Source organism: Nostoc sp. 'Peltigera membranacea cyanobiont' 210A, assembly GCF_002246015.1.
GTDB lineage: Bacteria > Cyanobacteriota > Cyanobacteriia > Cyanobacteriales > Nostocaceae > Nostoc.
Genome location: NZ_NOLJ01000007.1, coordinates 444,116 through 460,214 on the forward strand (window position 1 = coordinate 444,116; position 16,099 = coordinate 460,214).

Genomic DNA, 16,099 nt, shown 5'->3' on the forward strand with positions numbered 1-16,099 from the left:
TGTATATAGAATCAAGCACTATATATTTTTGATTTTTTGATTTTTTGAAAATTATAAACTTTGACTATCAAAGTATTCTTAATTTTAACTTCTAACTCCTGGATTCTGAATTCATAATTATGAATTCTGTTTTTAAAATCCAAAATGGTATAAGGCTGGAGAATGAAAGCACCATTACCTGATAACGAAACACAGCGAATCGAATCTCTTTTGCAGTATAAAATACTCGACACTCCTTCAGAAGCAGCCTTTGACGACCTCACCCGTTTAGCCTCGTATATTTGTGGAACTCCCATTGCCTTAATCAGCTTAATTGATACTAATCGTCAGTGGTTCAAGTCAAAAGTTGGTTTGGATACCCTACAAACACCCCGCGATTTGGCATTCTGCGCCCATGCTATTCTGCAACCTGAAGTTTTTGTTGTGCCTGATGCCACAGTTGACGAAAGGTTTGCGACAAACCCCTTTGTCACCTCTGACCCAAATATTCGGTTTTATGCTGGTATCCCGCTGACTAATCCTGAAGGATATGCACTAGGAACACTTTGTGTAATCGATCGCGTACCAAGAAACCTCTCTCCAGAACAACTTGAAGCATTACGAATTATTGGTCGCCAGGTAATTAAGCAACTAGAAATGCACCGCAATTTAGCAAGTTTGGTATTGGCAAGTGATACACGCAAACAGACCCAGAAGACACGCAAACAATTTTTTCAAAGGATAGCCGGAGGGTTTGGGTTAGCATCGGCAGTTTTAGTTTTGATTGGCGTGATTTCTTTTCAAAACACAGACAGGTTGATTGATACGAATAATCAGGTACAACAAACCCAAGAGAAAATCAATAAACTAGAAAAATTACTGTCCGAGATGAAAGATGCTGAGACTGGACAACGCGGTTACATCCTCACTGGACAAGAAAGTTATCTAGAACCCTATCAAGCAGTAGTTGGAAACATCGATCAAAAAATTGTAAAACTGAAAGATTTAATCGCAGATCAACCTAACCAACAAAAGCAGTTCGCAACCCTTGAATCTCTGATAGCTGCAAAACTTGCCATACTCAAGCAGACTATATACCTGCGTCAAAATCAGGGATTTGAGGCGGCATTGCAGGTAATCCAGACAAATCAAGGAAAACATCTCATGGATGATATCCGCAAGATCGTCCATGAGATAGAAAATCAGGATAGAGGGTTGCTTCAACAGCAGTCACAAGCTGCAAAAGCCAGTGCTAACAACACAGTTTTGACACTGGCGATCGCTATTTGTTTAAGTTTTTTAATTCTGGCCATAGTCTACTACTTTATTTACCGTGAAGCAAAAGAGCGGAAATTAACAGAAGAAATACTGAATCAAGAACGCAATTTTATTTCAGCAGTCCTTAATACAACCAGCGCTTTGGTAATAGTTATTGACCCGAAAGGGCAAATCGTTCGCTTCAATCAAGCTTGCGAACAAATTACTGGTTACTCATTAGATGAGGTGAAAGGAAGGCATTTCTGGAACCTGTTTCTACTTCCTGAACAGGTAGAGCCGGTTAAAGCAGTTTTTGAGCAGTTGCGATCTGGTGAAGCGCCCAAAGAATACGAAAACTATTGGGTAACTAAGGATGGCAGCCGACGGCTCATTTCTTGGACTAACACTACCTTGAAAGACTATGAGGGCTACGTTGAATATATTGTTGCTACAGGTATTGACATCAGCGATGTCTTTGAGGAACTTCGCTTACGCAAACGAACTGAACAGCATTTGAAAGCAGAGTATGCTACAACCCGTGTCTTGGCAGAGTCAGCCACAATCAATGAAGCCATGCCCCAAATCTTGCAAGGAATCTGCGAAAGTTTGGGATGGGATTTAAGTGAATTTTGGATGGTAGATCGGCGTGCAAATCTACTGTATTTGCTAAATTCATGGTATAAAATCTCCTTCGAGATGCAAGAATTTGACATTCTCAGTCACCAGACCATGTTTGCACCAGGAATTGGGCTGCCTGGCCGTGTCTGGGCTAGTCTTGAACCTGTTTGGATTACTGATGTCGTTAAAGATCGGAGTTTCATTCGCTCTCAAATCGCTGCCGAAGCAAAACTGCACGGAGCTTTTGGTTTTCCGATCTGTAGTGGTAAAACAATCATCGGTGTGATTACCTGCTTGAGCCATGAAATCCAGCAAGCTGACCCGAATTTGGCAAAAGTTATGAATTCGATTGGTGAGCAAGTAGGGCAGTTTATTGAGCGCAAGCAGGCAGAAGAACAACTCCAACGCCAAAACTTGCGATCGCAACTATTTACTGAAATCACCCTCAAAATTCGTCAGTCTTTGCAAATCAAAGAAATTCTCCAAATCACTGTCACCGAGGTACAAAAAATTCTCCATAGTGACCGAGTTTTGATTTATCAGCCTTTGGCAGATGGCTCTGGAGCCACGGTAGTTGAGGCAGTCATTTCTGGCTGGCTGGCAATTAAAGAGAAAGAGCTAGTCGATACTTACTTTCAAGCCGAATATATCCAGCAGTACTATCTACAACAGTACCGTCAAAAACCGGATCTGGGGCTTGCTGACTTGGATATAGCTGAAGTCCAAAAAAATCATCTCGAATTACTGCAACAATTTGGAGTCCAGTGTAATTTAGTCATACCCATTCTTGTCAAAGAAGAACTCTGCGGTTTGCTGATTGTCCATCAGTGCGGCAGTTGCCGCCAATGGTCTAGCTTTGAAATTCATCTTTTACGGCAAATAGCTGATCAAGTAGGTATTGCCTTAGCCCAAGCCCAAATGTTAGACGCAGAAACTCAACAACGACGAGAACTCGAAATTGCCCGTCACCAAGCTGAATTAGCATCTCAAACCAAAAGTGCCTTTTTGGCCAACATGAGCCATGAAATTCGGACTCCTATGAATGCTGTGCTGGGGATGACAAGCTTAATGCTAGAAACTCCCCTAAATTCCGAACAGCGGGATTTTATGGAAACAATTCGCATTAGTGGCGATGCTCTCTTAAGCCTGATCAACGAAATTTTGGATTTGTCCAAACTAGAGGCTGGGGAAATGGCACTAGAAACTCTAGATTTTGACTTATCTACCTGTGTAGAAGAGGTGTTGGAATTATTAGCTCCCTCAGCCCATCATAAGGGATTAGAAATTGCAGGATTAATCTATAGCAACGTCCCCACCCGCCTCCAAGGCGATGCTGGCCGCCTGCGGCAAATTCTTATGAACCTGATTAGCAATGCAATCAAGTTCACCAGCAAGGGTGAGGTAGTATTACGAGCAGAATTGCGTACGCTTTCGTTGACTACAGCCACCATCTATTTTGCGATCGTAGATACCGGTCTTGGCATTACCCCTGAAGATCAATCCAAACTCTTTAAGCCATTTACCCAAGTAGATGCTTCCACCACCCGTAAATATGGCGGCACAGGTTTGGGATTAGCCATCTGCAAGCAACTGGTAAGCTTGATGGGAGGAGAAATGGGCGTAGAAAGTCGCTTGGGGAAAGGATCTAAGTTTTGGTTTGAAGTAACTTTTGCCAAGCAACTTGACCCTATTTCCTTAAAAGGCGAACGCGAACTTTTACTCAATCGGCGCTTGTTAGTGGTGGATGATAATGCTACAAATCGCAAAATCATCTACCATCAAGCTACCCGTTGGGGGATGCTGGTGGATCAGGCTGCTTCGGCTACTACTGCCCTCAAAGCTATTCAGGAAGCCGCCAAGCAAAAAAATTTCTATGACGTTGCTGTGATTGATATGCAGATGCCAGAAATAGATGGCATGACTTTAGGAGAAAAAATTAAGGCAAATTCTGCGATCGCTGGGCTACCTTTGATTATCCTTACCTCTACTAATCAACGCGATGAAATCCAGCGATCGCTAAAAATAGGATTTGCGGCTTATTTAGTCAAACCTATTAAGCCATCCCGACTCCTCGATACCATCATGACCATCTTAGGAATGCAGGCAAAAGAGGAGTCAGAAGTCAGAATTCAGGAGTTAGAAGTCAGAATTCAGGATTTAAAACTGAAAAATTCTGAAAACAACCGCAACTATTATTCTCCTAACTCCCACAAATTAAGAATTCTCTTAGCCGAAGATAATTTGGTGAATCAGAAAGTTGCCTTGAAGCAACTCCAAAGCCTGGGTTATAGCGCTGATGTCGCTGGTAATGGGAAAGAAGTATTACAGCTATTAGAAAAAATTCCCTACGATTTAATTCTGATGGATTGCCAAATGCCAGTTCTCGATGGTTTAGAAACCACAAAAGAAATTCATCGTTGGCAAGAAAGCAGCTTTGCTAGTGGTTATCGTCCTGTGGTAATTGCAATGACAGCTAATGCCATGAAACAAGACCAGCAAATGTGTCTAGATGCCGGCATGGATGACTATTTGAGCAAGCCAGTAATAAAAGAAAAATTGGCGGGAGCGCTAGAGCGTTGGGGAAATGCGATCTTCGAGGCAAAAGAAACAACTGCCACAGAACAAACTACGACAGATGTCGGTGCAGTTAACCTTCCAATTGATTGGGAACGCTTACACCAACTCTCAGAAAACAACCCAGAATTTGAATTGGAACTACTGCAAATATTTGTTGAGGATATTCAACCTCGTCTAGAGTTAATTAAAATAGCGATCGCAGCTCATGACTTTGAGCAAATAGTACTCCAAGGTCATCAAATTAAAGGTTCTAGTGCCAATATGGGAGTTACAACCATGCATCTGGCAGCAGAAAAACTAGAACAACTAGCTTATAAGCAAGAGCGTCGAGGTTCTAATAACTTAATCGTAGAGTTAGAAGACTTTCTTAAACGCATCCAAGAATTTTTAATCAGGAGTCAATAGTCAGTATCTCCCGACTTTCTACTCCGATCCTTTTTTGTAAGATTTACTAATAAATAAACAGTAACGATTATCTCCTGTCGGCTCATAACTCAACTTGTCAGCAATGGCGGACATGATTTTTAAACCCCGCCCACGCTCTCGATCGTTATCCTCAAATTCAGATGTTTGGTGCAATTTCTGTTCTAAGTTAAATGGTTTGCCTTGAGACCAAATGCGAATTTCTATGTATTCATCTAACCGCACAGCTTCCATCTCAATCGGAGTTTCAATAGGTAAATTTTTGTGGGCATGTTCAACAATGTTGGTAAAGCCTTCTATCATCAGCGTTTGACATTGCCACCAAATTTCTTTATCGGTAATAGGTGGTTGATTCATTTGCTCGAACCAAGACAAAACTTGAGGTGAAGCTGTCAGGTCTGTATTGACTTTGAGATAAATTTTATGATTCACTTCTTAACTAAGAAAATTTTTTAAAATCATCATATTCGTTAATTAGTTTATTTAATTTGAGTACTTTTACTATACATGAAACGCTAAATTGCATATAACTTAAATTAAAGCAACTATTTATCGATCATTTTACTTAGAAAACTGTAATTTATGTTTAAAATTCTGGTTATTGATGATGACCCGACGGTGCGAGCAGTACTGAAAAGCACACTCCAAAGGCAGGGTTATGAGACTACTGTAGCCAGCAATGGCGAAGAAGGAATTAAACAAGCACAACTGCTACATCCGGCTCTGATTATCTGTGACTGGATGATGTCACAAGTAGATGGGCTAGAAGTGTGTCGTCGAATTAGAACAGATCCAAAATTGGCAACTACTTTTTTTATTCTATTGACGGCTAGGGGAGCAGCTCGAGGAGAGGAGGAAGATAGAGTTAGGGGCCTTGACGCTGGAGCAGATGAGTTTATCTCTAAACCGATAGAGATGAATGAATTGAAAGCACGCGTAAGAGCAGGACTAAGGTTACACCAGCTAAATCAGGATTTACAAAGTCAAAAGCAAGCTTTGGAGACACTAAATCAGGATTTGCAAACTCAAAAGCAAATTTTGGAAGCAGAATTGTCTGAGGCCGCTGATTATGTGCGATCGCTTTTACCCTCACCGCTTGTAGGAACAGTAACTACAGAAAATCTGTTTATTCCCTCAGCACAACTAGGGGGTGATTGCTTCGACCATTATTGGATTGACGAGGATCATTTGGCAATTTATTTGTTAGATGTATCAGGTCATGGGGTGGGTTCAGCCCTCCTATCGGTATCCGTACAGAATGTTTTGCGATCGCAATCTCTACCTAACACTAACTTTTGTCAACCAAGTGAAGTTTTAAAAGCTCTCAATCATGCCTTCCAAATGAATAAGCACGGTGATAAATACTTTACAATCTGGTATGGAGTTTATCACCGCCTTAAACGTCAACTCATTTATGCCAATGCCGGACATCCACCAGCTTTACTGTTATCTAATACCTCCACTAACAACATCAAAGTTAAACAGCTAACTTCTTTAGATTTACCAATTGGCTTTTTACCTGAAGTTCAATTTGAGGATGCAGTTTTGGAAGTCGAAGAAAACAGCACTTTATACATTTTTAGTGATGGTGCTTATGAAATTAATCAGTCAGATGGTAAAATCTGGGGGATCGATGCTTTCATTGAATTACTAACCAAATATAGTCAAAAACATACTTGCAACCTCAATCAAGTATTAGCAAAGATTCTCACTTTAAATGCTCAAGACAATCTTGATGATGACTTATCTTTAGTAAAAGTTAATTTTGGTTAGAATAGCCAAATATGCATAGTTAAGTTTGGATTGGATAATAGCTTATTGTGTTGCCAATATTTGGCGGCGAAATTCATCTTTGTCAGCAAAGGTTTGAAAAATTCTATCCATTTTAGTCAGTTCAAACAACATCCTGACTTGATCGCTTATCGAACAAACAAACAGTTTAGCATTAGCAGTTCGTACCATTTGCATCGCTGATACTAAAGCACCTAAACCAGAGCTATCAATGAACTTGACTTCTTTCATGTCGATCAACAAAATATCGGCTCCGTTTGCTAGCATACCTCTAACTTCACGACGTAGTTCGTTACCTCTAATACCATCTAAAATTCCAGATATTTCTAGTACTTTTACACTCAAATTCATGGTTTTATTTCCCTATTGTGTATTTATATAGGACTTATATTTGATTTTTGAACAAAACTCAGTACACCTTTATTCCTTCTTCCCAGTCCCCAGTAAAGAGTCCCTTACCTCTACGAGTGATTCATAAATCAAAGACGCTCGATAGCGCAGCGTTAGCGACGCAGGAGCGTCTGACTCGCTACCGCTTCGCTATCGGATTGCTATATTTTGGCATTGACTTCATGCAAACTGCAAGAGATATCTACAATTAGTTTTGTTTTAATACTTGCTGATTACTATTATTTGCTATAGCACTAAAAAAGCTAGCGTCAACCCATTGCCGAGAAATTTCAAAAGCTTCAAAATAGTCATCTTTTTGGCCTAACTCTCGTGCCCATTACTTACCTTTTCAACCTTTTTTGGAGGCTGCCAAACAGATGCGCGGATGATCGCCCACAAAAGTAATAAATTATAGATAGCCCATGCACCATTGAGTAGGTGAACATCAGGATTATTTAAATGGCCAATTGCGAATTTGTAAAGGCTCCATAATATCCCCAAGATGGTAAGGATAAAAACAACCAACTGTGGCCAAACGAGCCGGAGATAAATCCCGGATTGGCGCTGCTTAGGTGTGACTTGGAAATTGAGTTTTTGTCCTGTTAACACACTCCATACAGCTTGGATTAATAAGGGAAATAAAGCGATCGCATATTGTTCAGAGCGCCATACTTCTCTAGCTGGAATGCCCCAGGTGGCTGTAAGGAAAGTCAGACGGTTAATAATAAAAGCTGGGAAAAAGTGTATGGCAAAGTCAGGTCCGTAGGTTTTAACTGGAACAATGTCCGTAAAAAAATAGATAATTGGACAAGAAATAAAAACCAGAGTTGCAAAACCAGAGAAATAACTATACATTGTCTTGAAATATTGCAACCTTTGCCAAAACGTTAGCCCTGATTTTGTCAGTGGATTTTCCCTCACTAGCACTTGGATAGTTCCTTGTGCCCAGCGTAGCCGCTGTTTAAGAGTAGAACTTAGATCGTCTGGGGCTAAACCTTCTGCCAAAAGTTCATTGTGATAAATAGATTTCCAGCCAGCACTATGCAGACGCATCGCTGTATTCATATCTTCCGTAATGCTATTACTGGATACACCACCAACTAAATCAAATTCATCTAAACGTTTTTCATCTTTGGCAAATTCATCAGCAAAGTTTTGCAGTCCGACACTAACTAATGCTTCACGTCTGAGGATCGCATTTGTGCCCGTATAAAACGCGGCATTCATGCCATCTTTACCTTGTTGAAGTGGCCCATAAAATAAATTTGCTCGATGTCCAAAAGGATCGCCTGGAGGAATATTGTAAAAATCTTGGCGGGTCTGTACGAAAGCAATTTGATTCTGGTCGTATTTTCCTGTTGAAAGATTATAGGCGTAGAAATAAGGCAGAACTCGCTTGAGAAAATTTCGCTTGGGAATGTGGTCAGCATCTAGAGTAACAATAAAATTTCCTGAAGTTTCTCCAGAAAAAATTGCGTAATTGATGTTACCTGCTTTCGCATGATGTGCTACACCAGGCGTCTTAGGACGAGCAATGTAGCGAAAACGAGTGAGTTCAACTAGTTCTAGTTCTTTTTTGTAAATAGCTTCTTCTAAAGTTTTCCGTTCGGTAATTAGGCGTTCGCGTAGCGTCTTTGCAGGAGAATCGCGAATACTTTGATGAGTCGGAGGTAGCCAAAGAATCAGCGATCGCAAACTTTGCACAAATCCAGCCGCAGGCTGATTCACCACTGATTCTGATGTTTGCAGCCATTGTTCGGCAGCTTGAGTATTAGGTGTCAGATTTTCCAGTTGCTTCAAGCGCTCCAACAAACCAGAATGTTCTGCATCAATCCGTTCCGCTTCTACCTGTAATTGTGCTGACTGCAAATCTTCAATACACAATCTTTCTGTCATCGCTCGCATATCAGCCGAGTTACCATCATCCAGCACATAAACGCGTAACTTGATGGGTGGATAATCCATTGCTAGGGCGGCTTTAGCAGTTTCTTCGACAATTTCCGGCGGCTCATTGTAGCAGGTTACAAACACATCTACTGTTGGCCAGTCGGCTCTGGGTATGGGTGGGGTCATCTGGTCGAGAGACTTAATTTGTCTAACCAAAGGTCGCCACAACCCAATTACAAACATTACGCTACCGAAATAGCTGTAAATCTCAGCTATCAGCAAAGGAATAGAAATCCAGAGGGCATCAAAATTGATCGAATGGGTGATGCGCCATTGCAAATACCAGATACCAAAAATTAAATTGATTTCTGCGAGATAACGAAATAACAGCGTTCTTTTTTTGAGTAATGAGCGGCTGTTCCCAGAAAAGTTTGTCAGAGAAACTGAAGTCATGTTAGTACCGATAGTCAATGTATCTGCATCCCCATCAAAATAAGTATTCCCTAGTTAAATTTGTGACTAACAACTTTTTGTCAATCAACCCAAAATTGGCGTTGCTGAATTGAGTTATGAATCTGGATGTAGAGATGTAGCACTGCTACGTCTCTACAAGGATTTTGGTATTACTAGGACTTATGCAAAACTAGATACTGTAGGGGCAATTTTATGAACATTGGTGTCAACTTAAGTCGAAAACTATATCGGACAGGCGTTTTGCAAATCCCTCACGCCCTCATCCCCTAACCCCTTCTCCCAAGGGAGAAGGGGAATTGAATGTCTAGCTCCCCTCTCTCTTGGGAGAGGGGCTGGGGGTGAGGGCAAAACGTTGTCACCAAGCGGGTTTAGCGTTAAGTTGACACCAATGTTTTATGAATTGCCCTTATCTGAAAATCAGAATTTTGGTTATGTTATTTTGTGCCAGTTACTAGGTGAGTTTTTTCACTATCTGAAACCCAGTAACTTCCAGAACTATCAGAAGTTAACTTGGTTTGTTGTGTGGCAGTATTTGGTAGACCTCGCCCAGAATTTCCCTTAGCAACTGTCTGCCACCAAAGAGATTTCATAGTGGTCGGACGAATTAAGGGTTGTCGATTTGTCAGATTGTATAGCAAGGATTGCAAAATCATACTGTTGGTGCTGCTGGTGAAACCAACTGCTGTTTTGCCGGTGGTTTCGTAGAAGCCCTCATAAAATCCAACTAATGGATTATATAAGTCAGTCGTTCCTTCCTGTAACTGTTGACTATACTTATTGTCTGGAAGCAGGGCATGATAGGCAAACGCTACTGCTGTACTTACCAATCGCCCTTTTGGTACTGGTTGACCGTCATCTCCTAAAGCTACCCAAGACTCCCCTTGTCCAGTAATTGTACTGTGGACAGTGTAAGGTTTACGATCGATTAAGGTTGTGGCTGAGGCTGTGAGGGTGCCGGTGCGACGGTAACGTTCAGCTTGTGCTTGGAAAATTGGCTCAAAGAGCGATCGCATTTTTGGATCTAATCCAAACTCCAATGCATAGAGTACAAAAGGATTGCTAACTGTATATTGGTTAACTTTAGAATTAGTATCTGTGCGATGGCGTTGAATTGGGACTTTCAATCCCTCCACTGAGGCAGTTTGATATTCACCCCCAACAGCAGAACGATCGAGATTAAACCCCCATAATTGAAAAGCACGAGCGGCATATTCCTCATAACCCAAGCGGATTTCTGGGTTAACGCGGGTGAGATATCGCCCATCTTCCTCTTTGGTAACGGTGGCACTAGAAAGAATACCTTCGCGCACCACACGCAAGTATGACCAATCCAGGACAATTTTATCTACAGCAGCCGTGTATTCTGGATGACAGCTTTTTAAATTGTAAAGCGCTGCCAGCATTCTACCTAAATCTAAAGCTGACCAACCGTTGCCTTCGGGAACTGGATTGCCACCATAATCGACCGGTTGGAGCGATCGCGTATCATAACTCCGACTCGGCAATTCTCCAGCAAATAATGGTAACTTTGTCAAGGCTCCTAATAGATGGCGGGTACGCTGGTCAAATTCTTTGGGGGTAATTGTATCGAGCGATCGCGCTGCATGGAGTGCTGCGAGATAATCTCCCAATCCCCAGAGGGTTGCACCTTTGAAATCACTGCGATCGTCTATCAGCCCACTCTTGGAGTGATAATTTGCTTGGAAGTATCGCCAAGCCGCTTCTGCATAGCGCCGTTCAACAGGCGTTAGCGCTCGATCTAGTTTCAGGTTAGATGATGGCTGGGGACTATCCACTGGTGGAATAGGTGCAACAGCTACTTCTGTAGGTTTAGAAGTTGCGATCGGAGTCGTAACAGTAGAATTCGGTTGATTTGTAGGGGTTGCGATCGGAGCCGTAACAGTAGAATTAGGTTGATTTGCAGGGGTTGCTGAAGAAGTATTTTCACTAGGCTTGCTAGTAGACACACTCGTAGAAGCGGAAGCAATTAAAGGGTGATTTCCCCTAGCTTTGTAGTATAAAATCTCCAAAATTAACCCATTCGTATTACCTGTTAAAGCTTTGTTGGGTTGTTTTGATTCTTCATAGATGCCAGCATAGTAACCGCTATCATCAGGACTGCGAAGATCCTTGACTGCATCAAAAACTTTTTGGGCATAAGCATTATCTGGAAACAGATAGCGCCAGCCAAAAGCAGCTTTTGTACTAAGGCTGCGAAACTGTGGGTAAGGTTGATTGGTATCGGTAATAGTTGCCCAATTTGTACCGTTGGCGTAAACGGTGTTGTAGAGAAAATAAGGTGGTTGGTCGATATTATCTTCTGTCACCGCAGTTAACTGACCTGTGGTATCAAAACGCCGTTTTTGCACATCTAAAACCCTAGCAGCAAAATCAGCTAACTCACCTTGCAAGCCAAATTCAATCCCATCAAGGATATAAGACTCACTCACAACGTAATTATTAGCATTGGTGCTTTGAAAGTCACGGCTATCAACAGGGATTTGCACACCATTAATTTCAACTAACTTAAATGGTTCTAAAGCAATAGCCTTGGGTGCTGAGAAACCCCAAAGTTGATAACCCCTAGCGCCATATTCTTCGTAGCCGAGTCGTCCTTCTTGTACTAGTAAGGTTTTGTTGTCAGGGAGAACAGTAGCGCCAAAAAGTTGTCCATCTTTGAGCGATCGCGCCACCTGCCACTTCGCTATAATTCCTTTGAGCCAGTCATTATATTGAGGATGGCAGGTACGGATGACATCAAACGCAGCCAATATTCGCCCAACATCCAAAGCAGACCAGCCAAGACCACGCTCCAGCGGATTGTTACCATAATCAACCATCTGTGCGGTGGCTGCGTTATAGACTTTATTTGGTAAGGCATCTTCAAATAACTTCAGACTGCTAAGAGTCGTCAAAAACTTATTGAGGCGGGAATCGAAGTCTGCTTGATCGGTAAGATTCAACCATCGTGCAGCATTTAATGCCATCAGGTAGTTACCCATATCCCAGAGTGTACCTGAAGGATAACCCCCAGTAGAATTGGTAAATCCCGTTGCTGGCTGATAATTTTTCACAAAATACTGCCAAGACGCACGAGCATAAGTTTGTTCTTCAGATGTAAGCGGGGTTGTAATATTGCTACAGCTATTAGAATTTTGGGATAAGACTGGTGTCGGGATGTAAAACAAAAATTGCAGAAATGTTCCAATTAAGAACAATGCAATCCATCTCAACAGCTTTGGTTGAGGGGGTTTGTATATCATAATTTAAAGAAGAAGTTAGGAGCGTCATAGCCCGTCTGTACAGTTATAATTCATAAATCAAGTTTTATCCGGTATAAAAAATAGACTTGGCGATCGCTTTGGTCAATGGCGTTCAACTATTTCCAGCGCAGAGATGCCACCTCTACTAATCTGTCGGTTAGTCCTGTAGAAAATCAAGATAGCGAAAATGGAAGCTGGAGCGATCACAGCTAAGATACTCAAAATTATTTTTTAGACTAAACCGTTTAGTTTAAAATAGTGATTAGTAAATTTTTGACTTACTTGTAACTAATAATTTCTTGAGAAGTTACGATGAAATCACAATCGAACTTCAGTTGAGACATTTCCTTCCCAGGCAAATAAAAGCATCGAACAGCAATGCCTCTTCCGTCGAATTCTACCAATTTATAGTAAATCTCACTTAGCAAATCCCATGCCACATCGTCATTATCCTCCCGCCTACTTACGCTATCTCAAAGCCAGGTTATGGAATCTAGGGCGGCCTGGTTTTTGGGGAACTGCGATTTTTTTATCTGTAGTTGGGCTAGCAACCTGGGAATACTGGTCAAACCCAGGTATTTTCGTTTATAAGCAAAAAAAACCAGTCGTTTTACAAAAGTCTGCTGATTCTTCCCTGTCAGAAGAAAACAAAGCTATTGCAGCAGATATTGATAACCTGCCAGTTTTATTTAATGACTTTGAGCAAGCAACTCTCTCATTAAACGCAAATGCGCCTGAAGAAAAAACTGACGCAAAAAAGAGCAAAGGCTTATTAGATGATGTAATTAACAAACAAAAGTCTGCTAATAATACCAAATTAAATCCTGGTTTAGGTGTTAACGGCGACACCTCCCCAGCCGCGAAAAATCCCTTTGTCCAACAAACAGACAATTTATTGCGTACTGGAACAGTTGATAGTAGTAACCCGTTTCTAGGTCTTAAAACCTTAAATACGGCGTCTGAACCAACAGGGGCAGACCAAACATCTTCTAGCCTGGGTGTTGGATTTACTAATCAAACCAATAAGAATCAAAATTCTCTCTCTATCAACCCTCTGCAAGCAGCGCTTAATCAATCGACAAACCAGAAATTGTCTAGCTTCAGTGGTACCACTGCAACTCAGACAAATGCTTTAGGGCAAGTCTCCGCTCCAGGAACAACCCTAATGCCACCCATCAATAGCTTAACCAGTCAGAATTCTCTACCAAACACTGGGGTAACTCCTGGGACAGACAACACGTCAACGGGTACGAACTTCCCACAAAATCCCTACACTTATTTAAATAACGGTCAAGTAGTTCCTAATAATGGGTTAACTACGGGTACGAACTTACCGCAAAATCCTTACACTTATTTAAATAACGGTCAAGTAGTGCCTAATGTAGCACCGAGTAATATTGTACCTTACTCTAGCCAGAGTCCAAGTCAAAGTGTTGTCACACCCACAAACCCTGTAGGATATGGGAATTATGGCTTGCAGCAACCCACGCAACCACCACAATCTACCTATGGGAATTATGGCTTGCAGCAACCGATGCAACCACCACAAACTAATTATGGTAATAATGTGTTGCAACAACCGACTCAACTACCACAATCTAATTATGGGAATTATGGTTTGCAGCAACCGACCCAACTACCACGAACTAATTATGGGAATAATGTGTTGCAACAACCAACACAGTCTAATTCCGTATATCTTCGTCAACTTCGAGACAGGTATAGAAATCCTGGTCAAAACTGATTTTGAGTACGTTGGCTCGATAACAGTCTAGTTAAGGTGATTGTGGGCTATTTGGAATTATCGGAACTTCTGGTGTTTCGGGTTGTTGCTGTTGTCGTTGTAAATATTTACTCAATACATAAGCCATATCTCCACGGGTTACGGGTTTTAATGGGGAAATATTGCCTTGAGCATCTGTATTCAGAAATCCCTCGGTAGCTACTGTAGCGATCGCTTTTCTAGCCCAAGTTGGGATAGACTTTTCATCTGGATGTGAAGCCAGAATCTCATTCACAGCGGCATCAGGAAATTGAAATACACCATAAGCCTGGGCGAAAATAGCCAGAGCTTCTGCCCTTGTCACCTTTTGATTAGGGAAGAATTCATTGCCTCGATAGCCTTTCATGATGTCAGTTTTTAACACTGTCTGTATATCATTAAATGCCCAATAAGAACGAGGAACATCTGGAATAGTTAAATTTTCTTTGGTAACAGCTTCCCTTTTATCTAGGCGAAATGCTTTTACCATAATCGAGGCTAACTCTGCCCGACTCAGTAACCTTTCTGGATAAAATTTGCCATCAGGAAAGTTTGTCATCCATTTGACAGCAGTTACTTGTTGAATGGAATCAGCTGGTATTCCAGAATTAGATTCTGGTACTTGAGCAATTGCTGGCAAGCTTTGTAGTAGTGCCATTAAAGATAGAGTAATTGAAAGCTGACGCATCATAATAACTACTTGTAGCTGCTAACGTGAATTAAAAAAACTACGTTACTGAGGTTATAGCGTTTCCTAATCACATGAGGTACATCTTAGCCCCCTCCTCGCTTGCGGGCTATGCATTAGTCACATGTTTCTTAACATTGCTGTAAGTAAGTCAGGAAAAGGATTATGGAACAATGCAACATGTAGATAGTTGACAAAAGGAGGAGAATGTGAATAAGGTTAATTTGATCGGCGATCGCTAAATACATATTTGACAATTCTGGTAGAGTAGTTTCCAGGTTGCAGCGATATCGTGTAATCGCTGTAATCCCCGCCAAATAGTCTTAACACCAGGTTCTCCATCACCCTTTCGACCTAAAAAGCCACCTAATATTGCAATCATTCGTACTGCTTCGCGTAAAGAAGGCGGCTTTTTGGGTGGGATTGGATTTTTGTTGATAGTGGCACACAAAGACTGCCATTCATCGATTTCTAGAACAGAACCACATGGCATATCAGGGTTAAATCTGGCTTCATAAGTTAGCCATAACAAACGCCACGCCACAATTGAATATGTTGCCAGTGCCATATCGATTCGCCTTGCGGTTTCAAGCTGTAATTTTTCAATTCCACAACCACTTTTTAATGTGTAGTGGTAACGTTCTATCAACCAACGATATGTGTACCAGCGAACGCAACGGGCAGCCTCTTCAAAACTGTTAGCTTTAAGGGTAGTAAGCAACAACCAGCTAATCGGTTTGATTCCATCTGGCGGGTTTTCTTCAAGTGCCAGAATTACCTGCAATTTTACAGGCTTCAACTGTAAACGTCGGATATGGTGTAAGGGTACTTGTATCTCAAAAGTGGCTTGAAAGAGTGTTAGTTTTGCTGTCCTTGCATCACGCTCTGGGTTTCGCTTGACTTCAACCGTAAGCGTACCGCATGGTTCTGTTTGGCGTATTGCTTGATGTAGGTATTTTGCATTATGGTCTACTTTGCGATTGTGGGTTC

General features: G+C 41.5%; 10 protein-coding genes. 4 read left to right on the forward strand and 6 right to left on the reverse strand.

The features are described from left to right. Positions 1 to 162 precede the first annotated feature (162 nt). Positions 163 to 4,836, forward strand: coding sequence for a response regulator (locus tag CDG76_RS24010; RefSeq protein ID WP_094351408.1), 4,674 nt, complete (start codon positions 163 to 165; stop codon positions 4,834 to 4,836). A gap of 18 nt (positions 4,837 to 4,854) precedes the next feature. Here CDG76_RS24010 and CDG76_RS24015 read toward each other — a convergent pair whose 3' ends face one another. Next, positions 4,855 to 5,286, reverse strand: coding sequence for an ATP-binding protein (locus tag CDG76_RS24015; protein ID WP_094351409.1), 432 nt, complete (start codon positions 5,284 to 5,286; stop codon positions 4,855 to 4,857). Positions 5,287 to 5,436: 150 nt separating this feature from the next. On the opposite strand from CDG76_RS24015, the gene CDG76_RS24020 reads away from it, so the two are divergent. After that, on the forward strand, positions 5,437 to 6,627 hold the full coding sequence (locus CDG76_RS24020; RefSeq protein ID WP_094351410.1) for a SpoIIE family protein phosphatase: 1,191 nt from the start codon (positions 5,437 to 5,439) through the stop codon (positions 6,625 to 6,627). Between the two features lie 42 nt (positions 6,628 to 6,669). On the opposite strand, the gene CDG76_RS24025 is transcribed toward CDG76_RS24020, so the two are convergent. Beyond that, on the reverse strand, positions 6,670 to 6,996 hold the full coding sequence (locus CDG76_RS24025) for an STAS domain-containing protein (protein WP_094351411.1): 327 nt from the start codon (positions 6,994 to 6,996) through the stop codon (positions 6,670 to 6,672). A 47-nt stretch (positions 6,997 to 7,043) separates the two neighbouring features. On the opposite strand from CDG76_RS24025, the gene CDG76_RS36460 reads away from it, so the two are divergent. Beyond that, positions 7,044 to 7,247: a hypothetical protein gene (locus CDG76_RS36460; protein WP_143854160.1), complete on the forward strand. Its 204-nt coding sequence runs from the start codon at positions 7,044 to 7,046 to the stop codon at positions 7,245 to 7,247. A gap of 109 nt (positions 7,248 to 7,356) precedes the next feature. Here the strand turns inward: CDG76_RS36460 and CDG76_RS24030 are convergent, their stop codons facing one another. Then, positions 7,357 to 9,375, reverse strand: a complete 2,019-nt coding sequence (locus CDG76_RS24030; RefSeq protein WP_094351412.1) for a glycosyltransferase — start codon at positions 9,373 to 9,375, stop codon at positions 7,357 to 7,359. 455 nt (positions 9,376 to 9,830) lie between these two features. Then, positions 9,831 to 12,659: a DUF3131 domain-containing protein gene (locus tag CDG76_RS24035; protein WP_094351413.1), complete on the reverse strand. Its 2,829-nt coding sequence runs from the start codon at positions 12,657 to 12,659 to the stop codon at positions 9,831 to 9,833. Positions 12,660 to 13,092: 433 nt separating this feature from the next. On the opposite strand from CDG76_RS24035, the gene CDG76_RS24040 reads away from it, so the two are divergent. Continuing rightward, positions 13,093 to 14,403 (forward strand): hypothetical protein, encoded by a 1,311-nt coding sequence (locus tag CDG76_RS24040; protein WP_094351414.1) that lies wholly within the window; start codon positions 13,093 to 13,095, stop codon positions 14,401 to 14,403. 31 nt (positions 14,404 to 14,434) lie between these two features. Here the strand turns inward: CDG76_RS24040 and CDG76_RS24045 are convergent, their stop codons facing one another. Then, positions 14,435 to 15,109: an S-layer homology domain-containing protein gene (locus tag CDG76_RS24045; RefSeq protein WP_094351506.1), complete on the reverse strand. Its 675-nt coding sequence runs from the start codon at positions 15,107 to 15,109 to the stop codon at positions 14,435 to 14,437. Between the two features lie 238 nt (positions 15,110 to 15,347). Beyond that, the coding region (locus CDG76_RS24050) for an IS4 family transposase (protein ID WP_223265349.1) at positions 15,348 to 16,099 on the reverse strand (752 nt) is incomplete at its 5' end.